Genomic DNA, 21,710 nt, shown 5'->3' on the forward strand with positions numbered 1-21,710 from the left:
ATCCTTCGTGGTTGAGCTCAGCACCATTAAAGCAGCCCAATCGGGAGATCGAGAAGCGTTAATTACTCTATTGCGAGAGATTGAAACGCATGTTTATCGGACAGCCTATTATATATTGAATAATGAGCAAGACGCGATGGATGCTGCTCAAGAAGCGCTTATCCGCATTTATACCAAAATTGGCTCCTATGAGGAAAAAGCCCAATTCAAGACCTGGGTGCAACGTATCGTTACCAATATTTGTATCGATAAGTTCAGAAGGAGCAAGCCAACCGTGTCCATAGACGAACATGAGCTGGTATTCAGGGAAAAGCGGGATGTTGAGGATGAAGTTATGTCATCCTATGCTCTTAAAGACATAAGAAGCGCTATTGACCAGCTGCCGGAGCATCATCGAACGGTCGTTGTGCTTCGATATTTGCAGGATTTCTCCTACAATGAAATTGCCGATTGCCTCAATCTGCCGCTCAATACGGTTAAGTCCTACCTGTTCAGGGCCAGACAGCAGCTTCAATCGCTACTACATGATTATCAGAAAGGAGGCGTCCGGGGATGAATTGTCAAGAGGTGATGGAACTGATGCAAAGACAGCTTGATGATGATCTTGATGAAAGCGAGATCGTCGTTTTGATGAATCATACCAGGCAGTGTCCGGACTGCGCGGAAATGCTGGAGAGGCTAACGCTGCTATCGGCGGAGCTGACAAGCTTGCCAAAAGTGGTGCCAAGCTACAGTTTGGTAGATGCGATCATGCCGGAGCTGCTGCGTATTGACGTAATGGGCAGCATTGGCAAAGATGAAGCCTCTCAGGCGAATTCGCAACCGGAAACGGAAACCGTCCTTCCTGCAGCAACAATCCCGGACCCCGGCGTCCAGCGGCGACGGAAGCGCTGGCGTTCCTGGGGAAGCATTGGCGGCGTCGTAGCTGCAGGTATCGTGGCCAGTATCTTTATGATTACGTATCCGCCGGATTTTGGTTCCAATGCCAATAATAGCTCCGGCGCTGCGGGTGATCTGTCCTACACCGTTGCGATGCAAGATGAAGCTGCCAGCATCAAAAATAAAGTGGAGGACCCAGGCGGCGATGCATCTAACAGTGACGTCGGCATCCAATCTTTTGGACCTGATTCAGAGGGAACATCGGAACAGGAAAAACTGCAGACCGAGTCCACAGCGCGGCACGGAGAAGTCGCTCCGGCGGAGGGTGGAGCGCCGGCAGATCATGAATCTTTGTCGGGCAAGCCGGAATCCGTACAGCAAACCGGAGCTGTTTGCGATAACACGAACAAGGATGCCACGGAGCAGCAAGACGTCATTGCAAACTATGACGGACCTGTTGTTAGAGACCAATTCGGCCAGGAATCATTTTCCCCTGCACCTGTGGGGGCGTTGGAGGACAAACAAATGCCTGACGGCCTGGCGACAGGCGGCATGCATAGTTTGGTATCAAGCGAAGTTGCGCTTTCTCCTGACGGTTTATATTTTGCCGCAGTCAACGGCTTTACAATCGTCGTGACAAATGCTGAATCCGGCGAAAAGCTGATGGAAACCTCCCGCAAAAACGGAGAGTTCGGAGAACTTCTCTGGGCGGAAGACGCATCGACGTTAAGCTATGAGGTTAAGCTTGGGCAAGGGGCAATCGAAAAATATGTGATTTCCGCCAAGGATTGGACCGAAAAGAAAGCAAGCCATTAATTTTTTGTTGTATAGAAGTTTTTCTCAAAAGCCGTCACCTTTAGCCATGGTTTTGAGTATGATAAATCTAGGTAACAGTCTGCGACGTTCCGCAGCGTCGTATGACCATTCCTCGGGCAGTGCCATGGAGCTGCCTACGAATGTTTATATAAAGACAAAGGGATGCTGCCTTCGGGGAGTCATCCCTTTGTTGTTGTGTCATGATTGTTGCGGTATGATAGAGAAAAGGTTCGGACCGGTCAGGGGGATGAGGGATGGATGCCAAGGAAGCGTATAGAGAGATGAAGGCGGGAAAATTTCGTCCTGTTTATGTGTTGTTCGGCAAAGATCGTTACCGGATGTCGCAATTTATTGATACCTTGAGCAATATGATGTTTTCGGCCGAAGAGAAGGAAATGGGCATCGTAAAGTTTGATACCGCAGAAACGTCGGTGGAAGAGGCGGTTTTGGAAGCAGAAACGCCCTCTTTTTTTGGCGGACGCAAGCTGGTTTTAATCAGAGACAATACCGTTATGGCGGCAGCCGGAAAAGAAAACGCCAAAGTCGAGCATGCGCCGGAGCGCGTATTGTCCTATTTGGAAGCGCCGATGGAGGATACCGTTTTGGTATTTGCCGTACAATCGGACAAGCTTGATGAACGGCGGAAGCTGGTCAAGGCACTGAAAGAGCGAAATTCTCTGATTCCGTTTCAGGAAATGGATATGGCCGAACTGAGACAATGGCTGATCAAACGTGCCGCTGAGCAAGGCAGGGGACTGGATGCCGATGGCGCGGAGCTAATGATAACCCGAATCGGCATGAACACAGGAAGTTTGTCTCAGGAATTGGACAAGTTATGCCTTCATGTCGGCAAAGGCGGCTCAATCGGCGTTGAAGAGGTGGGCCAGCTTACGGCGGCTTCACTGGAAGAGGATGTGTTTGCGCTTGTTGATGCTACTCTTGAGCTGCAAATTCGACGCGCGCTGGACCTGTACAAGCAATTGTTGACCAAGCGGGAGGAGCCGATCAAAATCGCAGCTTTAATCGCCCGGCAGCTGCGGATCATGCTGCAAATCAAGGAGCTTGAGCAGCATCATTATTCGCCGCAGCAGATGGCAGGCCAACTGGGGCTGCATCCCTATGCGGTTAAGCTGGCTGCGGAGAAAGCGAAAAAGTTTTCGCCGGCCGTTCTTGGCAAGCTGTTATCGGCATTGGCAGATCTGGATTACGGGATGAAAACGGGAGCAATTGACAAACATCTGGGACTGGAGCTGTACTTTTTGTCCCTGGGTGTGGATAACAAACGGAGTGGAGCCGGCGCTTAGCCGGCTTATTTTTTTATGTTTGGCAGGACTTACAATTATACAAGTGTTGCATGCAGCTTTCTTTATTAATAAGCGGTATAGCTCGCTGTTGTGTCAATAACCACTGTGTTTTTTGCTCCGTCCCAGGTTACCTCAAATTGCTTTGCTGAGCCGTTAGCTACCTGTGCTACGTCACGCAGTTTAACATAATTATTGCCGTTAATAGTGTAAGCGTCAAAAGTTGTTTCTTCATTGTTGACTAGCACTTTGGAAGCTGTGGGTATTGCGTTCGGGGTTAGTGCAGACATAGTGGGGGGGTTCATGAAAATCGAGAGTTACGCCTGGTTGCAATAAATACATATCGCCATATCGACTAACATACTCCATCCCATCATGGACTTCTCCAAAGTAATAATTTATGTGACTACCAACTTCACGACCAGTCTTATCAATTATGACATCAACTACTCCGCCAAATCCGACCCTCGCCACTCCTCCTGAAAATTCGCCTGCAGAAGCATATTTTATTGGAATCACTTCTCGAAGAACTGATTTCATTTTTGAGTCTTTAAAAAAGGGCAGTAAAAAAGAGCGGTATCTCCTATCCGGGGACATCGCTCTTTATTTTTTCCATACTAGGCTTGAGCGGACAGAACGTTCAGTCTCTTAGCCAGGCGGGATTTTTTGCGGGCAGCCGCATTTTTATGAATCAGGCCTTTAGTAACGGCCTTGTCCAATTTCTTCGAAGCAACGATAAGAGCCGCTTTAGCAGCATCTACATCAGTACCTGCAATCGCTTGGTCAGCCGATTTAACAGCTGTGCGAAGAGCGGATTTTTGCGAAGCGTTCAGAGCACGGCGTTTTTCGCTAGTCTTAACGCGTTTGATCGCGGATTTAATGTTTGGCATGGAATTCACCTCCTACTTTCAATAAACCTAGACAACACAACTTAAAATATATTACCATGCCCCTTGCCAAAATGCAATAGCGCAAGTGGGCGCGCCTGCCAGCAAACCCGCCTATGACGAAAGGTGTATTACGCCAGCAAAAGCCGATATTTCGAACTACCTCTTGAATGAAAAATGGCGCTCTGCGAACAATAATGCCAAGACCGAAGGTGAAAGGGGAAGCATAATGAGCGATCTCGATTTACAGCAATTCAATATCGCAACGGATCTGGCGCTGGAGGCCAAGGAGCTGGCGGAGTCCCCCAAAGGAAGCCCCATCCCGGGTATTTTATCGGATGTAGAGAAAGGCGACGGCATCACGGTAACAATGCTGCATGTGCAGAATGAGCAAGGAGAGCAGGCTATCGGCAAAATGAAAGGCCGTTATGTCACGATCGAGGTGCCTGGCCTTAGAGGAGGCGATACGGTGCTGCAGGATAAAGTGGCAACCGCCTTCGCCAAACATTTTGAGTCTTTCCTTAAAGACCTGAACATTTCACCAATGGCTCGCGTGCTTATTGTGGGGCTAGGCAACGTAAATGTTACGCCGGATGCCTTGGGGCCTCTCGTTGTCGAAAACGTCATGGTGACTCGCCATTTCTTTGAGCTGATGCCGGATCAGGTGGCTCCCGGTTATCGGCCGGTTAGCGCGGTTGCTCCCGGGGTGCTGGGTACGACGGGCATTGAGTCCAGCGATATTATCCAGGGCATCTCTGAGAAATCGTCTCCCGATCTCATTATCGCGATTGATGCGTTGGCGTCCCGGTCGCTGGAGCGTGTCAATACAACGATCCAGATCGCGGATACAGGCATTCATCCCGGCTCCGGGATCGGCAACAAACGGAAAGGATTAACTCAAGAGCAGCTTGGCGTGCCTTGCATCGCGATCGGCGTCCCAACGGTGGTTTATGCTTCCACTATCGTAAGCAATGCTTTTGAACTGATGAAGGCCCATCTTGAGCGGCAAAAAGGAGATACGAATCAAATTTTGGGGCTGCTGAACGGCATGGATGAAAATGAGCGATTGGGTCTTGTACGGGAAGTATTAACCCCCGTTGGCCATGATCTTCTTGTTACGCCGAAGGAAGTAGATGAGTTTATCGAGGATATCGCCAACATTATCGCCAGCGGCTTAAATGCGGCACTGCATGAAGCGGTGGACTCCAGCAACGTTGCCGCCTACACGCATTGAAGCACAACATAGTCAACATAGTCTGATGAAAATAAAGAAGAGCATAAGCCTCAATCTCCATTTTAAATGGTGGATGTTGAGGTTTTTTGTTGTGAAGGGAGTTAGATTTCAAGGGCTCTCAGCGATGAGGCGCGTTAGCGGAGAGGGGAGGCGGAGGCTTAAACGCCGGGCGTGCGCTTGGTCAGGCTCGGCTTTAGCGGCATGCCCATTGCTTGATAAACGCCTATAGCGGATAGTCTCGTAAGCTGGAGCGCCATATAACGAGGCGTATAAATCATCTGCTGTTCCAGCCATTTGCGGGAAAGTCCCATTAATGAAACGCTCATGTAATCCAGGAGGAGATCCAGCGGAATCAGCAGCTTTTGTTCGGGATCAAAAGTTAATATCCGTTCGTACAAGCTGTCTCTGACAACATGTTGCATGGCAGCGTAATGTTTCTCGGCATAAGGCTCCTCCAATATAATGCGGTAATAGGGCTCCTGCTCTGCCAGATGGTTGAAAAAAGACAGATAATACCCGTCGGCAACTTCCGGTTGGGCCGAATCAACGCTTTGGCCTGCTGCCAAACTCTCCATAAGCTCCTTCTTCAGCAGCTGGAGCTTCTCTCCCATAACACTGTCAAGCAGATCGTACTTATCGGTGTAATGGGCATAAAAGGTCGTGCGGTTTACATTGGCCAAATCCGTAATATCCCGAACAGTAATGCTTTGGAATGCCTTGCGGCGAACCAGCTTGATCAATGACTCAATGATCGTTTGCCTAGTGCGCATAATGCGGCGGTCGCCGGAGAGAGAATCATTGGTTGGCTCTGTCATGCAAATCCCACCTCTCAACATATTGATGCCATTTGTCGGTTAAACAACAAAATCAAACCTGCTGCAAAGCGCAGAGTAGGCTTGCCTTCTCTGTGCTTTTTTTGTTTTGAAGCGGGACAAGAGCTTGTCACCGGCTTACAATATGGTGCTTTTCGTCGTGAAAAAAAGTCCGAGAGCAACAGATACGGCATGGATGTTCCCTAAACGACAAGTCGATACAAATTGTTTCTTGAATAGAAAATATTTCAATCTATAATAAACAACAAATACAATTAATTCAATAGGATTAATGCTAATTATTTTAGGAGGGCGCAGGGGTGAGAGGTGACAAGTTTATTGAGAGCCTGAAAGACGGGCGCAGCGTATGGCTGGAGGGCGCAACGGTGCCGGATTTGCGCGAGCACCCTGCCTTCAAGGGGACGCTGGATACAATCAGCTCGCTATTCAACCTTCTGGATCAGCCGGAGGAGCGGGATAAGGTCGGTTATTTGGTTCCGGGTCAAAATCGCTATGCGCATAGTTCGTTCCTCGTCCCCTTTTCGGCGGAGGATTTGCGCAAGCGGCATGAAGCTTTTTACTGCTGGTCGCGGCAAACGCATGGGATGATGAGCCGTTTGTCTGATTATGCGCGTTCGCTAGTGACTGGATGGTACGCGGCGCGCCATGAAATTGCCCGGTACGATTCCGGCTTTTCCGCAAAAATCTCAAATTATTATGAACAGGCGCGTGACGGAGATTTATTCCTGACAACAGCTATAATCGATCCCCAGATCGACCGTTCCAGCAGCCTGGAGGATAGCCGGATTGCGGAGCGCTTTTTGCACATCGTCAAGGAAACAAGCGACGGAATCGTCATTCGCGGTGCCAAAATGATTGCTACAGGGGCGCCTTACACCCATGACTTTGTTGTTTTTTCATTTCTGAAGTTCAGCACCGAGCAGAAGAAGCATGCCCATGTACTGTTAGTGCCTGCCAATTCCAAGGGACTCCATATCGTTTGCCGGGAGTCGTTTGCCGACAGCCGGGAGCAAAATCATATTCTTAGCTCCCGTTACGAGGAAATGGACGCCGTGCTTTTTTTTGATGATGTGTTTGTTCCTTGGGAAAGGGTGCTGCTGCACGGCGACACCGAAAAAGTGTTGAGCCTTCGCTCCAATCGGACGGCCAACGGCCTGGCGTTTCATCAAAATATAGTACGGTACGTAGCAAAGCTTGAATTTGTGGCGGGGGTTGCTTTTGCGGTTGCGGAATCCATTGGCGCAGACGGCTTTCTGCACGTTCAGGAAAAGCTTGGCGAGCTGCTGACCCAAATTGATGTCATGAAGGCGCTGGTGCTGGCTTCGGAGACGCAGGCCAAGCGCAATGAAACGGGAGTGCTCGTGCCGAAGCTTAGCTATATTGATACAGCAAGAAATATCGGGACCCGCTTTTACCCCCGTGCCATCGAAATATTGCAGCAGGTAGGCGGCGGAGGTTTTGTCCAGGCGCCATCCGGCGTTGAGGATTTTTATGGTCCGATATCGGGGCTTATGCATCTCTATTTCGAAGGCGCGTCGGTTAGCGCAGAGAAGAAGGTCCAGCTTTACAAGCTGGCCTGGGATTTGATCGGCAGCCCGCTGGGGGCGCGGCATGAGCTGTATGAGCGTTTTTATGCCGGCGATCCGGTCCGCAATTATGCCTCGCAATATGTCCAATTCAATAAACAATCCTTAACGGACCCTGTGTGGAGACTGATGAAGGATGCCAGCAAAATGGGAGCATCCACTAGTTGACGGTCATGCGCAATATGACGAGAGATCAAAAAGGAGGAGAAACGTCGATGGAAGTATTCTGGTTTATTCCGACGCATGGCGATGGGAGACATCTGGGTACGCAAGACGGAGCGCGGGCCGTCACCCATGCCTATTGCCGGCAAATTGCTCAAGCGGCGGATGAGCTCGGGTTTGGCGGTGTGCTGCTGCCAACGGGCAAGTCATGCGAAGATCCCTGGGTGGTTGCTTCCACTTTGGTTCCTGCGACCAAAAAACTGAAGTTTTTAGTCGCGGTAAGACCGGGACTGATGTCGCCCACGACGGCGGCAAGAATGGCGGCAACGCTGGATCGCTTTTCGGAAGGAAGGCTGCTCATTAACGTGGTGGCGGGAGGAGACCCCGTTGAAATGGCAGGGGAAGGGTTATTCCTGGACCATGACAAGCGTTATGGCATGACCGATGAATTTCTTGATATTTGGCGGAAGGAGATGAAGGGCGAGCAGGTTGATTATGAAGGCGAACACCTGAAGGTAGCCGGCGGCAAGCTGCTGTATCCCTCCGTTCAAAAGCCGCATCCCCCGCTGTACTTCGGCGGTTCGTCGCAAGCCGCCATGGAGGTGGCGGCGGAGCATGTGGATGTCTATCTGACCTGGGGAGAGCCGCTGGAGCAGGTCAAAGAAAAAATCGCAGTTATGGCAAGCCGGGCGAAGGCCCGCGGGCGGGAGCTGCGTTTTGGGATCAGGCTGCATGTGATCGTGCGGCCTACGGAAGAGGAAGCCTGGGCTGCGGCTGACGAGCTGATTTCCCATCTTGACGAGGAAACCATTCAGGCGGCGCAGAACATTTTTGCCCGGATGGACTCCGAGGGACAACGGCGCATGTCGAAGCTTCATGGCGGAGATCGAAGCAACCTCGTCATCGGCCCCAACCTGTGGGCAGGAATCGGACTTGTGCGGGGAGGAGCAGGGACTGCGCTGGTTGGCAGTCCGGAAAATGTGGCTGCTCGCATGCGGGAATACGAAGCGCTTGGCATCGAGACATTTATTTTGTCGGGCTACCCGCATCTGGAGGAAGCTTACCGCACGGCGGAGCTTTTATTTCCCCAGCTAAATCTGGCATCCGCCGCTAGCGGCGGTCCCGCCTATGTCAGTCCGTTCGGCGAAATGATCGCGAGTAATCTGTTGCCCGGAGCGGCCAAAGCGGCAGCCGGGCAGAGGGAGGGCGCCTGAATGGCAATGCAATTCGGATATTGGGCGCCGCTGGAAAACAACGGTTTGCTTGCAACAAAACTTCCCGGCAGGACGAGCAGCTCGTTTGAAGACAATGTCCGTTATGCGCGCATTGCCGAGGAAACAGGCTACAGCCATACCCTGCTGCCGACTCGTTTTATCGCGAGCAGCGATTCCACCGAGCAGTGGGAAGCGTTGACGATTGCCGCGGCGCTTGCGGCAAAAACGGAAAAAATCGGTTTAATCGCAGCGGTGGCTTCCGGTTTGTGGCCGCCTGCGATTGTTGCAAAAATACTGACGACAATCGACCATGTGAGCGGAGGGCGGGCGGCGATTAACGTGGTCAGCGGCTGGCTGAAGGATGAATATATTGCTTTGGGCGAGCCTTGGCTTGACCATGAAGAACGCTATCGCCGTTCGGAGGAGTTTATTGCTGTCCTGCGCAAGCTCTGGAACGAGGATAAGGCGGAATTCAGCGGGGATTTCTATCGGCTGAGACAGGCGGAATACCAGCCAAAGCCGCTTCAAGCCGCAGGGCCGCCAATATTCCAGGGCGGCAACTCCAAGGCCGCAAGACGTATGGCGGGCCGGGTGTCGGATTATTATCTGATGAACGGAAACGCGCCGGCAGAGTTGAAAAAGCAAATCGACGAGGTGCGGAGATACGCTCTGGATGCCGGAAGAACCGTTTCTTTTGGCGTAAATGCCTTTGTTATCGTCAGGGAGACGGAGGAGGAAGCCAAAGCGCAGCTCAGGGAGATTATTCAGCATGCCGACCGGGATGCCGTCGAGCTGTTCAGAAAGCAGACCCGCCAAGCGGGAGCTGCTTCCCAAGAGAGGCAGGGCATGTGGGCCAATTCCTCTTTTGAGGACTTGATACAGTTTAACGATGGCTTCAAAACAGGCCTCATCGGCACGCCGGAGCAAGTGGCGGAACGGACCTTGGAGCTGGCGGAAATCGGCATAGATTTGATTCTGACGGGGTTCCTTCATTATGACGAGGAACTGGAGTCTTTTGGGAAAAACGTTATTCCGCTTGTAAGGGGCAAGGAAGCGCAGGCGGATGGCGTCGGAGCCGGACGGGAAAAAGTTAACGAGGGGAGTGTATAAACAATGAGCACAACATCGGCGGTAAAAATCGATTATGAACAATTGCGGAGCCGCATCAGGGAAACGGTGACGGCAACGATCCGGCCCAATGCGGAGAGAATTGACCGCGAAGGCATTTTTCCAAAGGAAAACCTGCAGGCTTTGGCGGATGCCGGCTGGAACAGCCTGCTTATTCCGCAAGATTACGATGGGCTGGGATTGGACTACACCGCTTTTGCGATAGCAGCCGAGGAAATCGGGCGCGGCTGCCCGTCTACTTCGCTTATCTATGTGATGCACGTGGGAGCGGCTCAAACGATTGTGTATTACGGTACGGAGGAGCAGAAGCGGCGTTGGCTGAAGCCGGTGCGGCGAGGCGCTATCGGAACGCATTCCATGAGCGAAAAGGCAACGGGGGGCCATACTTGGTTTAATCTGAGCGAGGCTGCAAGTGATGGCGAAAACTATGTGCTGGATCTGGAAAAATCGTTTACGACCAGCGGAGGGCAAGCCGATTTTTACATTTTGCAGACGCGTACGCCCGGCGCGGAGCAGCCATCGGATTTGAGTTATTTTATTGTTGACGGAAGCGATCCGGGCATTACGGCGGGACCATGGGAGGCTCTTGGCGTGCGGGGGAATCAGAGCGGACCCTTGAAGCTGCACAATGTCAAGGTTCCCCGCGAAGACCTTATCTGGGAGGAAAACCGTGCTGCCGAAATTGCGCTGAACGGCGTAGATCCGCTTTATTTGCTCGGCATCGGTTCCGCCTGGATCGGCGTTGCGGAGGAGGCGCTGGAGCTGGCGGTCAGCCACGCTCAGCGTACCGTGCACCGCGATTTTGACCGCAGTCTTGTAGATTATCAGGTTATTCGTCATCAGCTTGCCAGAATCAAAATTGCAATCAGCGCGCTGAAGCCGTGGCAGCGTGAGCTGTCGGCCAAATTTTCGCAATACGAAGCACAGGGCACGCCGCTTGGCGAGCTGTGGTATGAAGGTGCGGAATTTAAAATTCATGCCACGGAGGTTGCAAACCAGGCGGCTGGAGTAGCGCTGGACGTGACGGGCGGATACGGTTACAAAAAAGGGCCGATCGAACGCATCTACCGCGATGTAAGAGCGGGACTTGCTTTGACGCCATCCAACAATCTGGCGCGGGAGCTGGTAGGCAAGCAATTGGTTGGTCTGCCTGCCGAACTGTGGACGCCTGGCGGCGATTAATACAGCGGCTTGAGGAAAGGAGATTAGCGTTATGGCGGACGTTCTTGCAGGCAAAACAATACGGGACGAAGCGCTGGAAAAAGCGGAAAGGCTGGCGGAATGGCTGCGTTCCGACGCGGCGGAGCGCGACAAGCAAGGGGGAACGCCCACGGCGCAGCGCGACGCCCTGCGGTCAAGCGGACTGCTGAAGCTGCTTATTCCGAAGGTCTATGGAGGCGATGGATCGAAATGGTCGCTCGTATTGGAGGTAACCCGGATATTGGCTGCCGCCGATCCTTCGCTCGCCCATCTTTACGGCTATCATTTTTTATGCCTGGTTGCGCCGCATTTGGCAGGCAGCGAGGAGCAGAGAGGCCATTTCTACCGTTCCACCGCTGCGAACAATTGGTTTTGGGGCAATTCCTCCAATCCGCTTGACCGCGGCATTATCGGGATTCGGAATGGCTCCCGGGTTATTGTGGACGGAGCCAAATCCTTTAGCTCCGGATCGCCGGATTCCGACATACTGGCGATTTCATGGCATGACAGCGAAACAGGAGATTATTACGAAGGCATTGTGCCAACATCCCGCGAGGGAATCACTGTCGTTGACGACTGGGACGCCTTTGGACAGCGCCAGACGGGCAGCGGCACCGTTCGATTCCATCAGGTTGTTGTGGAGGAGAACGAAATTCTGCATACGCCCTATGCGGGGCATACCGTATTTTCGACTCTGATTCCCATTCTGTCGCAAAGCATATTGGGCAGCCTGTTCGCCGGCATCAGCGAAGGTATTATTGCGGAAGCAAGGCAATACACCTTGCGGGATGCCCGCCCTTGGTATAAGTCGGGCGTGGAACGAGCCTCCGAAGAAACATCCACGCTTCGTCGCTACGGCGAGTTGTGGACCGAGCATCAGGCTGCCCTCTCCTTGCTAGAAAAGGCGGCTTTGCGGCTGGATGACGTTTGGGATAAGGGGACGGCGCTGACGGAGGAGGAACGCGGAGAATGCGCGGTACTGACAGCAGCGGCCAATGTAAAGGCCGGTGAGACAGCCCTGCTGCTCAGCAGCCGCATATTCGAGGTGATGGGCGCGCGCTCCACGGCCTCCAGGTTTGGTTATGACCGCTTTTGGCGCAATGCGCGGGTCCACACGCTGCATAATCCTGTGGAGTTCAAGCTGCGCACTGTTGGCGATTGGGTACTCAATGGCAAAGGGCCGGCTCCCGGTTTTTATTCCTGATACGTAATCAACATTCAATTCGAAAGAAAGGAGCCCGTCGCATGCTGGAGCTGCAAAACATATTCAAATCGTTTTCTGGAGCTGACGGTCATCAAGACGTTGTCAACAATGTTTCGCTCTCCGTCGGCAAGGGTGATATTTATGGCATTATCGGAACAAGCGGCGCCGGCAAATCGACGTTGCTTCGTACGATCAATTTGCTGGAGCGTCCCGATAGCGGAGAGGTTTGGCTGGAAGGAGTAGGTTTGACAAAGCTGGGCAAGCGGGAGCTGCGTCTCGCAAGAGGGCAAATCGGCATGATTTTTCAGCATTTCCATCTCATCGAAAATCGGACGGTCTACGATAATATCAGCTTTCCGCTGGAAATAGCTGGCGTGCCGAAGAGCGAACGGCGGGAACGAATTCTGGAGAGTCTGGATATCGTGGGGCTTCAGGACAAGGCGCTTGTTTATCCGGCTAAGCTGAGCGGCGGTCAAAAGCAGCGTATCGCTATTGCCAGAGCGCTGGTTGCGCGCCCCAAGCTGCTGCTGTGCGATGAGCCGACATCGGCGCTTGATCCCGATACAACAGGTCAGATTTTGCGTTTTTTGCAGGACATCAACACCAAGCTGCATATTACGATCGTAATTGTTTCGCATGAAATGGAGGTTGTTGGCTCCATCTGCTCCAAGGTATCGCTTATGGAACGCGGAGTAATAGTGGAAACGCTGGATCTTGCGGAGCGGAAGCATGAGCCCAAGTCTCAAATTGCCAGGCTGCTGTTTAATCGCGGCCAAGAGGCGAAGGAGGGGGAATATGCTTACGGACTTCTTCGGGCCAACGATTGAGCTTTGGCCGGAAATTTTGCATGCGCTGGGCCAGACCGGCTATATGATGGTGTTTGCGATGGGAATTGCCGCGCTTGCGGGGATTCCGCTTGGAACGTTTCTTTATTTGATCCGTCCCGGCTCCCTCGCGCAGCGGCCGCGGCTTTATGCCGTTTTGGATGCAGCGGTGAATATTTTGCGATCCTTTCCTTTTTTGATCCTGCTCATTGTATTGATTCCGTTCACCCGCTTTATTGTAGGCACGGCAATCGGCACAACAGCGGTTATTGTTCCGCTGCGATTAGCGCAATCCCCGATTTAGCCCGCCTGATCGAACAGACGCTGCTGGAGGTCAACCGTGGCGTCATCCAGGCGGCGGAATCTATGGGTGCTTCTACGTACCAAATCGTAACGAAGGTGCTTTACCGCGAGGCTCGAAGCGGCATTGTGAGCACATGCACCATCATATCCATCAATTTCATAAGCTTTTCAACTGTTGCTGGACTGGTTGGCGGAGGCGGAATCGGCGATTTTGCGATCCGGTACGGGTATTATCGCTACCAGCTTGATGTGATGGCCTTTACCGTCATTTTGATCGTTATCATTGTGCAAATCATTCAATCTACCGGCAATTATCTGGTTCGCAGATTAGACAAAAGGCATTAACGAACATTTTTTAACAATACAAATGTTGATTTCGCAGGAGGTTCATGCCATGAAAAAAATAATGCTGCTTCCACTTCTTCTGCTGCTTCTCGTGTTGACGGCATGCAGCGGCGGAGGCAACTCGGAGAAAACGATCAAGTTTGTGGCCGCAAACATCAAGCTGTATGAAGATACCACCAAAATTTTGGCCCAGGAGCTGGAAAAGGAAGGTTACAAGCTTGAGTACAAATTCATTTCGGATAACACCCAATTGAATGAAGCGGTTATTAGCGGAGAGGCAGATGCCAATTATCATCAGCACATCGCCTACCTGAACGAGTTTAACGCCTTGCATAATTCGGATCTGGTGCCAGCGTTCCAGGCGTTTACCGATCCTAGCGGGCTGTTTTCAAAAAAACACAAAACGCTGAATGATCTGCCTGACGGGGCGGTGATCAGTATTCCGGTCGACCCGTCCAACAACTTCCGCACCTTCGTCATGCTGGCCAAGGAAGGTTTGATTGCGCTGAAGGAGGGGGTAGAACCCGCAAAAATAACTCAGCGCGATATTGTGGACAATCCGCGGAATTTTAAATTCCAGGAAGTGGATTACGCGCTGTTAACCCGTGCTCTCGACGATGCGGACGCCGGATTCCTGTACGCGACGCTAGCGGCCGAAATCGGCCTTATCTTCGGCGAAGACGCACTGATCAAGGAGTCGGAGGAACTGTGGTCCCCTGATATCATTGCGGTGAAACCACAGGATAAAAACTCCGACAAAATCAAGGCGCTCCAGAAGGCCTACCAATCCGATGCCATCAAGCAGGCGTTTAAGGATGCCTATGGGGGCAAGGAAGTGTTGGTCCCCGCCTGGTAAGCTCCACAAAACAAACTCGATAAGGAGATTGCAAGATGACATCATACAACGATTACCCGCCGGTGCCCGGTATTAATACCCGTCTGTTCCAGCTTGGCGAAAATGCGCTGCCCGTTTCTCAATTTAATGAAGCGTTAAATCAGTTGAAAGTGTATACGAGTCTTTATAAATCCAATTTCCTTGGTTATCAGGCCAATCAGGCGCTGAATTACAAGGACGATCTCGGCGACTACCTCAATCTGCATTTAAACAACATCGGCGATCCGTTCCAATCGGGCAATTTTATGCTGAATACAAAGTGGATCGAGCGGGCGGTGCTGGACTATTTTGCAAAGCTGTGGAACGCCAAGGCGCCGCATGATGACAAAGATGGCGAATCATACTGGGGCTATGTCGTGTCCATGGGAGGCACGGAGGGCAATCTTTACGGGTTAAGAAACGCAAGAGATTATTTGTCCGGCAAGCTGCTGGCATCCGATATTCCGGCTAAAGCCGAAGGCGATTCCACTGGAGACGAGCAGCCTGTTCAGCTTCGAAGCAAGCTGTATCAAGGTTTGTTTTTGAAACCTCAGGAGCCGAATGGCGAAGGAGGTTCAGATGGAGGGCCCGATAGGGAATACACCGCGGAGGATTCAGTGGAGGACAATGCCAATGCTTATATTCCGATCTTGTTTTATTCGGAGGATACGCATTATTCCATCGACAAAATCAAGGATTTGCTGCTTCTGCCAACCTTCTCCGAATACGGAAAGGCGCATTATCCCGGGCAATCTCCTCTCGGCGGCGATTGGCCGGAAAAGGTTCCATCCAACGCAGACGGCTCGATCAATCTGGAATTGCTTAAGACGCTGGTGCAGTTTTTTGCGTCTAAAGGTCATCCCATTGCCGTTAACTTCAATTTCGGCACAACCTTTAAAGGCGAATACGATCAGGTTGAGAAGGCCGTGAATACGCTGCTTCCGATTCTGAAGGCCAACAACTTGTTTCAGCGCGATCTCAAGGTCGTAGTCGGAGACAAAACGGTCATCAGCCAGCGCAACGGCTTCTGGTTCCATGTGGACGGGGCGCTCGGCGCCGCCTATATGCCTTTTCTGGAAATAGCGAAGAAGCAGGGACGATATGCCGGAGATGTGCCTGTTTTTGATTTTCGGACCTACATCCATTCCATTTCCGTCAGCGGACATAAGGAGATTGGCGCGCCGTGGCCAACTGGCGTTTATTTGAGCAAAACCAAATATTTGCTCAACTTTGTTGATGTCAGCTATGTCGGAGCTCGCGATTCCACGTTGTCCGGCTCGCGAAACGGCTTTTCCGCGTTGCTGCTGTGGCATTATTTTGCCAAACGCTCCTATGCCGATCAAGTCGACAAAGCGGTTGGGCTGGAAAATCTGGCGCAGAGAGCCTACCAAGAACTGCAAGTATTGCAGCAGACGGTATGGCGCAAGCTGGATTTGCATGTAGACCGTTCGCCAGGCGCGCTTACGGTAAGATTTTTGCGTCCTAATCCGTCTATCGTTACCCGCTTTTCCTTGTCTACCGAACAGATGGGCGGGGTTAGCTACGCTCATATTTTTATAATGGAGCATGTGACGGATGTGCTGATTTTAAGGTTGATCGACGCTCTTAAGGCAAGCGATGCTTTTGATCAGCCAAAAGCCGCTGGAGACGCTTATACCCACGAGCAAGGCTTGGGCTTCAAATAAGGAAGCATCTAGCTGCATCAGCTGTCGTCTTGCTATCATTCAGGCCCGGCGTTTTTTCGTCCGGGCCTTTTTCAAATGCCCCTTTTTCCGTTTGCCTCTTTCTCCGTCTGCGCTTAGCTGCTCTTTGCCGTCTCCTGGTATTCTGTACGATCCTCCTTTATGTGTCTTATCATCCGACTGGCTTCTCCTTCTCTCATTCGATCCGCTAGGTTCAGAGATTGCGGTTCTATGATTTCCGCCCCTCTCATAGATTAAGAGTACAAGCGATGGACAATTGGGATTCGCGGGAACGGGAGGGTCATCTCTAATGCTGAAACAAACATGGATGAAGAATATGAACGGCACATCGCCGCTGAAAGAGCTTGGTCAAGGGACGGGCAGCGATCATGCAGCCCCTATGAGGCCGCTTATGCTGGAGCATGGCGGGGAACTGGACGATTATGGACGGCATAGGCATCGAGGCGGCGGAGAAAAGATGAGAAGTATTTTGGTCACTGGACGGGCTTATGTCGCAATGTCGCTTAGCTCCATGCTTTTTTTTATTGTGCTTGGGGTTGCGGTTGCTTGGCATGGCTCTAATCCCAATTTCGACTCTTCTGGAATGAAAGGCATTGCGGCATCACTGTCCAGCGGATTTTTTGGCGAGATGCTGGAGATGGAAATGCCTGCTTTTCAAAGCAGTTTGGAATCGGAGTCGCTGACAGGCAAAGAAATTGGCGCATTTCTGATGCGCACGCTGACGGATATTAACCCCGCGAGGCCTGAAAGCCTGGTTGCCAGCCAAATGGCGGGGATGACGGATAACCGGTATTTCCTGATCAGGAAAGGAGCGGGAGGAGATGTCGAGGTTGGGCCGAGGGACCATCCGCCGACCTATGACCCGCTGGAGGGGTTAAACGAGAATGACGGGGAGGCCGTCGCAGGTACGGATAAGGAGCCGGCTTCACCCGATGAAGGCGGCGAGGATGGCGAAGTTGGCGCCCCACCCGATAAAGGAGCCTTGACGACGGGGAACTCCAAAGTTGTTTTTGTTTATCACTCGCATAACCGGGAGTCCTGGTATCCGGAGCTCGGAGCGGACGCCAAAGATGCCACTTCCAAAACAACAAACATTACGCTGGTGGGAAAAAGGCTCGCGGACAAACTTGAGGAGCTTGGCGTTGGCAGCATGCATTCTGATACGGATTATTCCACTGCAATCAAGGATTACCGCTGGGAGCTGAGCTACAAATATTCGCTTAAAACAGTGAAGGAAGCTTTGGCGAGCAGCAATGAATTGAAGTTTATGTTCGACATTCATCGCGATTCGCAAAAACGGGAATACACAACGGTTGATATCGACGGCAAAAGCTACGCCCAGGTTTATTTTATTATCGGCCACCGCAATCCCGACTGGAAGGAAAACGAAAAAGTGGCGTCCAAAATTCATGAGGCATTGGAAAAGGATTATCCTGGTATCTCGCGCGGCATTTGGGGGAAAACTGCAAATACGGGAAACGCGGAATATAATCAGTCGCTGTCGCCGGGCAATGTGCTGGTGGAAATCGGCGGTGTGGAAAACACGCTGGAGGAATCGTACCGGACGGCGGATGCTTTGGCCAAGGCGGTTTCGTCGATTTATTGGGAAGCGGAAAAAGTATCCGGAGAGGAGTGACGGCAATGAAACGGCAATCATGGAAGTGGCTTCTGCTTGGCGGCTCGCTTACCTTTCTTATTTTGTTCGGCATGGAGTTGTCCACAAAAGGCGTTGAAAATATATACGGTCCCCTGGAAACAGAAACGGGTTATGCGCCGCCATCCGGCGAAGTCTCTTACGCTTCCGATACGGATCGCCGAATTGCCGAGCTTGAACGCGAGCTTGAAGAAATTCGCGAACTGGCGTATGAGAGAACCCGGTGGAACGGAGAAGATCGCTTGCCCGGGATGCCCTACAGGGAGGACCATCCTGCTGTAAATAAGCTGGCGGACTCAACCGCCGGCATGCTGCAAAACGCTTCAAGCAAAGGCATCCGTTTTGTTGTTTCGTTATTTGAAGGGTTTATGGAGTGATCTTCCGTTGCTGACCACACGCCAAGCTGATATAATTGAAAGAATGATTGGAATTAATGGAAGTGTGGGGGCTCAAGCATGACGGATGTTCGTGAACGGCAGAAGAGAATTAGAAATTTTTCCATTATAGCTCACATTGACCATGGCAAGTCGACGCTTGCGGATCGAATCCTGGAATATACGGGTGCGTTATCCTCCCGTGAAATGCAGGCGCAGGTGCTGGATCAAATGGATCTGGAGCGGGAACGCGGAATTACAATCAAGCTTCAGGCGGTGCGCCTCTCTTATCGCGCAGATGACGGCGAAGAATATATCCTGAATTTGATAGATACCCCGGGGCACGTGGATTTTACATACGAGGTTTCGCGAAGCATGGCGGCATGCGAAGGCGCCTTGCTTGTGGTGGACGCGGCTCAGGGAATTGAAGCTCAAACCTTGGCGAACGTATATTTGGCGTTGGACAACAACCTGGAGGTTCTTCCGGTCATCAATAAAATTGATTTGCCGAGTGCGGAGCCTGATCGTGTCAAAGGCGAAATCGAGGACGTTATCGGCCTAGACGCCAGCGACGCCGTGCTTGCTTCCGCTAAAGCGGGCATCGGTATCAAGGAAATATTGGAGCAGGTTGTTGCCAAGGTTCCGGCGCCGCAAGGCGATCCCGACGAGCCGTTAAAGGCGCTTATTTTCGACTCCCATTACGATGCTTACAAAGGGGTTATCGTTTATGTCCGCGTTATTGACGGCAGCATCTCCGCCGGCAAGCGTATCCGCTTTATGGCGACAGGCGCGGAATTTGAAGTTATCGAGGTTGGCGCGTTTAAGCCGCGCATGGGCATAGTGGACGAGTTGGCGGTTGGCGACGTAGGTTTCATTGTTGCCGGCATCAAAAACGTCAAGGACACCCGTGTAGGCGATACGGTTACGGATGCAATCAAACCTGCGCCGGCGCCGCTGCCTGGTTATCGCCGCATCAACCCGATGGTATATTGCGGTTTGTATCCAATCGAAACGCAGGACTACAACGATTTGCGCGAAGCGCTTGAAAAGCTGGAGTTGAATGACGCGTCGCTTCGGTACGAACCGGAATCCTCGACGGCTCTCGGTTTTGGTTTCCGCTGCGGCTTCCTTGGTTTGCTGCATATGGAAATCATCCAGGAGCGGATCGAGCGGGAATTTAATATCCCTCTGATTACGACGGCGCCAAGCGTTATTTACAAGGTTACGCTCACAAACGGCGAAACCATGAATATTGATAACCCGTCCAACTACCCGGAATCCGGCAGGCTGGATTTTGTCGAGGAGCCTTATGTCAAAGCAGCCATCATCGTGCCAAACGATTACGTAGGCGCCATTATGGAGCTTTGCCAAGGCAAACGCGGCGAGTTCGTCAATATGGAATACCTGGATACCAACAGGGTTACGCTCACTTACGATATTCCGCTGTCGGAAATCGTTTACGACTTTTTCGACCAGCTGAAATCCAGCACCAAAGGTTATGCGTCCTTTGACTATGAGCTGTCCGGCTACCGGAAGAGCAGTCTTGTCAAAATGGACATTATGCTTAATGGCGAGCAAGTGGATGCTTTGTCCGTTATCGTTCACCGGGACCGCGCTTACCAGCGCGGCCGTGCGATATGCTCCAAAATGAAGGATCTCATTCCCCGCCAGATGTTTGAGGTTCCGGTTCAGGCCTCCATCGGCACAAAGGTTATTGCCCGCGAAACGGTAAAAGCCATGCGCAAAAACGTATTGGCCAAATGTTACGGCGGCGATATCAGCCGGAAGCGGAAGCTGTTGGAGAAGCAGAAGGAAGGCAAAAAGCGGATGAAGCAAGTCGGCAGCGTAGAGGTTCCGCAAGAGGCGTTTATGGCGGTATTGAAAATCGACGAAGATTAAAAATAATAAAAATGCGATACGACGAGAAAGGAGAGCGCCGCTCTCCTTTCTTTGTTTGAGGAGGCTGCGAAAGAAGATGACGGTATGGAAAACGCCGGAGGCATTGTATATTCATATCCCGTTTTGCACGAACAAATGCCATTATTGTGATTTTACATCCTATGTATTGAAAGGGCAGCCGGTTGATCGTTATCTGGACGCGCTGGAGGAAGAAATGAAAGCTACCGTCGCGGAAAATCCGCCGGAAGTCATCCGCACCGTCTTTGTGGGCGGAGGCACGCCTACCGTTCTGACTCCCCCCCAAATGGAGCGGTTTCTTGACTCCGTACGAAAACATTTCCCGCTTGCGAGTGACGTGGAATTTACCATGGAGGCCAATCCCGGAACAACCGACCCCGATAAACTGGCGGCAATGCGCGACGGAGGCGTTAACCGAATCAGCTTTGGCGTCCAGTCTTTTGAGAACAGCTTGCTTGAGCGTATCGGCCGCATTCATAATGTAGACGATGTGTACCGCAGCCTTGAGAACGCAAGAAAAGCGGGTTTTGATAATTTGTCGATCGATTTGATGTTCGGACTGCCGGGGCAGACTGTTCAGCATTTGTCGGATAGCGTGGATCGTGCGATGGCGCTTGGGCTGCCGCATTACTCCCTGTACAGCCTGAAGGTAGAGGAGAACACGCTGTTCCATAAGCTGTACGAGCGCAATGAACTTCCGCTTCCAGCGGAAGAGGAGGAGCTTGGCATGTTCCTGCTGCTCATGGACAAGCTGAAAGCCGGCGGTTACCGTCATTACGAGATCAGCAATTTTGCCCGTCCGGGCTTTGAAAGCCGACATAATTCCACCTACTGGCGCAACGAGCCTTATTATGGTCTCGGAGCAGGCGCACATGGTTATGTGAATGGAGTTCGGCATGTCAATCTTAAAGGCGTGCAGCCCTTTATCGATGCCGCAACGGTTAAACTTCCGCGTCTCGAAGTAAACGTGGTGCCGCAAGAGGAAGCAATGGAGGATTTCATGATGGTGGGGCTGCGGCTTCTGGATGGCGTAAGCTCTCGCAGCTTTTCGGCGCAATTCCCTGGAGAAAGTCTGGATTCCAGATTCGGCGGCGTTATCAACCGTCTTTTGACGCAGGGACTGCTGCTTTCCGAGGAGTCGGAGGCGGGGGATATCATCTACAAACTTTCCGATCAGGGTGTATTGCTCGGCAATGAGGTCTTTGGCGCATTCCTTGGAGTGCCAAAAATCTCTTCGTAAAAGCCTCTTGAGAAAAAATACATTATGATGTA

The 21,710-nt window shown here is 51.8% G+C and carries 18 protein-coding genes and 1 pseudogene; 17 read left to right on the forward strand and 2 right to left on the reverse strand.

What is annotated here, in order from left to right; all coding sequences use genetic code 11:
- Positions 1 to 7: 7 nt before the first annotated feature.
- From ACX93W_RS00980 to holA, 3 genes are all read left to right on the forward strand, one after another.
- Positions 8 to 556: an RNA polymerase sigma factor gene (locus ACX93W_RS00980; RefSeq protein WP_459390457.1), complete on the forward strand. Its 549-nt coding sequence runs from the start codon at positions 8 to 10 to the stop codon at positions 554 to 556.
- Entirely contained in the window at positions 553 to 1,695 is a 1,143-nt protein-coding gene (locus ACX93W_RS00985) for an anti-sigma factor family protein (RefSeq protein WP_459390458.1), read from the forward strand. Before ACX93W_RS00980 ends, ACX93W_RS00985 begins: the two co-directional genes overlap by 4 nt.
- A 254-nt stretch (positions 1,696 to 1,949) precedes the next feature.
- Entirely contained in the window at positions 1,950 to 2,999 is a 1,050-nt protein-coding gene (gene holA / locus ACX93W_RS00990; RefSeq protein ID WP_459390459.1) for a DNA polymerase III subunit delta, read from the forward strand.
- A 614-nt stretch (positions 3,000 to 3,613) separates the two neighbouring features.
- Here the strand turns inward: holA and rpsT are convergent.
- The gene (rpsT, locus tag ACX93W_RS00995; protein ID WP_459390460.1) at positions 3,614 to 3,886 is read right to left on the reverse strand and encodes a 30S ribosomal protein S20; all 273 of its coding nucleotides are present in this window, start codon (positions 3,884 to 3,886) and stop codon (positions 3,614 to 3,616) included.
- Between the two features lie 226 nt (positions 3,887 to 4,112).
- Between rpsT and gpr the strand changes: the two genes are divergently transcribed.
- Entirely contained in the window at positions 4,113 to 5,117 is a 1,005-nt protein-coding gene (gpr, locus tag ACX93W_RS01000) for a GPR endopeptidase (RefSeq protein ID WP_459390461.1), read from the forward strand.
- Positions 5,118 to 5,275: 158 nt separating this feature from the next.
- On the opposite strand, the gene ACX93W_RS01005 is transcribed toward gpr, so the two are convergent.
- Positions 5,276 to 5,932, reverse strand: coding sequence for a TetR/AcrR family transcriptional regulator (locus ACX93W_RS01005; protein ID WP_459390462.1), 657 nt, complete (start codon positions 5,930 to 5,932; stop codon positions 5,276 to 5,278).
- A 317-nt stretch (positions 5,933 to 6,249) separates the two neighbouring features.
- Here ACX93W_RS01005 and ACX93W_RS01010 point away from each other — a divergent pair, with 317 nt between their 5' ends.
- The 13 genes and pseudogenes from ACX93W_RS01010 (at position 6,250) to hemW (ending at position 21,678) form a co-directional block, all read left to right on the forward strand.
- Complete coding sequence (locus ACX93W_RS01010) at positions 6,250 to 7,704, forward strand: 4-hydroxyphenylacetate 3-hydroxylase family protein (RefSeq protein ID WP_459390463.1); 1,455 nt, start codon at positions 6,250 to 6,252, stop codon at positions 7,702 to 7,704.
- Between the two features lie 47 nt (positions 7,705 to 7,751).
- Positions 7,752 to 8,912 carry an FMNH2-dependent alkanesulfonate monooxygenase gene (gene ssuD, locus ACX93W_RS01015; protein ID WP_459391976.1) on the forward strand — a complete coding sequence of 387 codons (1,161 nt, stop codon included), beginning with the start codon at positions 7,752 to 7,754 and terminating at the stop codon, positions 8,910 to 8,912.
- Positions 8,913 to 10,022: a dimethylsulfone monooxygenase SfnG gene (gene sfnG / locus ACX93W_RS01020; RefSeq protein ID WP_459390464.1), complete on the forward strand. Its 1,110-nt coding sequence runs from the start codon at positions 8,913 to 8,915 to the stop codon at positions 10,020 to 10,022.
- Positions 10,023 to 10,025: 3 nt separating this feature from the next.
- Positions 10,026 to 11,222, forward strand: a complete 1,197-nt coding sequence (locus ACX93W_RS01025; protein ID WP_459390465.1) for an acyl-CoA dehydrogenase family protein — start codon at positions 10,026 to 10,028, stop codon at positions 11,220 to 11,222.
- A 31-nt stretch (positions 11,223 to 11,253) separates the two neighbouring features.
- On the forward strand, positions 11,254 to 12,444 hold the full coding sequence (locus ACX93W_RS01030) for an acyl-CoA dehydrogenase family protein (RefSeq protein ID WP_459390466.1): 1,191 nt from the start codon (positions 11,254 to 11,256) through the stop codon (positions 12,442 to 12,444).
- A 41-nt stretch (positions 12,445 to 12,485) separates the two neighbouring features.
- Complete coding sequence (locus ACX93W_RS01035) at positions 12,486 to 13,271, forward strand: methionine ABC transporter ATP-binding protein (protein ID WP_459390467.1); 786 nt, start codon at positions 12,486 to 12,488, stop codon at positions 13,269 to 13,271.
- Positions 13,240 to 13,916: pseudogene (locus ACX93W_RS01040) on the forward strand (methionine ABC transporter permease). The gene ACX93W_RS01035 and the pseudogene ACX93W_RS01040 overlap by 32 nt, the downstream one beginning before the upstream one ends.
- 49 nt (positions 13,917 to 13,965) lie before the next feature.
- Positions 13,966 to 14,772: a MetQ/NlpA family ABC transporter substrate-binding protein gene (locus ACX93W_RS01045; RefSeq protein WP_459390468.1), complete on the forward strand. Its 807-nt coding sequence runs from the start codon at positions 13,966 to 13,968 to the stop codon at positions 14,770 to 14,772.
- A gap of 35 nt (positions 14,773 to 14,807) precedes the next feature.
- Positions 14,808 to 16,475, forward strand: coding sequence for a PLP-dependent aminotransferase family protein (locus ACX93W_RS01050; RefSeq protein ID WP_459390469.1), 1,668 nt, complete (start codon positions 14,808 to 14,810; stop codon positions 16,473 to 16,475).
- Between the two features lie 307 nt (positions 16,476 to 16,782).
- Entirely contained in the window at positions 16,783 to 18,129 is a 1,347-nt protein-coding gene (gene spoIIP / locus ACX93W_RS01055; protein ID WP_459390470.1) for a stage II sporulation protein P, read from the forward strand.
- A 5-nt stretch (positions 18,130 to 18,134) separates the two neighbouring features.
- On the forward strand, positions 18,135 to 18,524 hold the full coding sequence (locus ACX93W_RS01060; protein WP_459390471.1) for a hypothetical protein: 390 nt from the start codon (positions 18,135 to 18,137) through the stop codon (positions 18,522 to 18,524).
- 78 nt (positions 18,525 to 18,602) lie between these two features.
- A complete protein-coding gene (lepA, locus tag ACX93W_RS01065) occupies positions 18,603 to 20,420 on the forward strand; it encodes a translation elongation factor 4 (protein ID WP_459390472.1) in 1,818 nt (605 codons plus the stop codon).
- Positions 20,421 to 20,496: 76 nt separating this feature from the next.
- Positions 20,497 to 21,678: a radical SAM family heme chaperone HemW gene (gene hemW, locus ACX93W_RS01070; protein WP_459390473.1), complete on the forward strand. Its 1,182-nt coding sequence runs from the start codon at positions 20,497 to 20,499 to the stop codon at positions 21,676 to 21,678.
- Positions 21,679 to 21,710 lie beyond the last annotated feature (32 nt).

The sequence above is a fragment of the Paenibacillus sp. CAU 1782 genome, from assembly GCF_054551715.1.

What these genes read in the sequence shown, in the direction of transcription:
- ACX93W_RS00985 (WP_459390458.1), top strand. Translation starts at nt 553, where the DNA reads ATGAATTGTCAAGAGGTGATGGAACTGATGCAAAGACAGCTTGATGAT.
- holA (WP_459390459.1), top strand. Translation starts at nt 1,950, where the DNA reads ATGGATGCCAAGGAAGCGTATAGAGAGATGAAGGCGGGAAAATTTCGT.
- rpsT (WP_459390460.1), bottom strand. Translation starts at nt 3,886, where the DNA reads ATGCCAAACATTAAATCCGCGATCAAACGCGTTAAGACTAGCGAAAAA.
- gpr (WP_459390461.1), top strand. Translation starts at nt 4,113, where the DNA reads ATGAGCGATCTCGATTTACAGCAATTCAATATCGCAACGGATCTGGCG.
- ACX93W_RS01005 (WP_459390462.1), bottom strand. Translation starts at nt 5,932, where the DNA reads ATGACAGAGCCAACCAATGATTCTCTCTCCGGCGACCGCCGCATTATG.
- ssuD (WP_459391976.1), top strand. Translation starts at nt 7,752, where the DNA reads ATGGAAGTATTCTGGTTTATTCCGACGCATGGCGATGGGAGACATCTG.
- sfnG (WP_459390464.1), top strand. Translation starts at nt 8,913, where the DNA reads ATGGCAATGCAATTCGGATATTGGGCGCCGCTGGAAAACAACGGTTTG.
- ACX93W_RS01025 (WP_459390465.1), top strand. Translation starts at nt 10,026, where the DNA reads ATGAGCACAACATCGGCGGTAAAAATCGATTATGAACAATTGCGGAGC.
- ACX93W_RS01030 (WP_459390466.1), top strand. Translation starts at nt 11,254, where the DNA reads ATGGCGGACGTTCTTGCAGGCAAAACAATACGGGACGAAGCGCTGGAA.
- ACX93W_RS01035 (WP_459390467.1), top strand. Translation starts at nt 12,486, where the DNA reads ATGCTGGAGCTGCAAAACATATTCAAATCGTTTTCTGGAGCTGACGGT.
- ACX93W_RS01045 (WP_459390468.1), top strand. Translation starts at nt 13,966, where the DNA reads ATGAAAAAAATAATGCTGCTTCCACTTCTTCTGCTGCTTCTCGTGTTG.
- ACX93W_RS01050 (WP_459390469.1), top strand. Translation starts at nt 14,808, where the DNA reads ATGACATCATACAACGATTACCCGCCGGTGCCCGGTATTAATACCCGT.
- spoIIP (WP_459390470.1), top strand. Translation starts at nt 16,783, where the DNA reads ATGCTGAAACAAACATGGATGAAGAATATGAACGGCACATCGCCGCTG.
- ACX93W_RS01060 (WP_459390471.1), top strand. Translation starts at nt 18,135, where the DNA reads ATGAAACGGCAATCATGGAAGTGGCTTCTGCTTGGCGGCTCGCTTACC.
- lepA (WP_459390472.1), top strand. Translation starts at nt 18,603, where the DNA reads ATGACGGATGTTCGTGAACGGCAGAAGAGAATTAGAAATTTTTCCATT.
- hemW (WP_459390473.1), top strand. Translation starts at nt 20,497, where the DNA reads ATGACGGTATGGAAAACGCCGGAGGCATTGTATATTCATATCCCGTTT.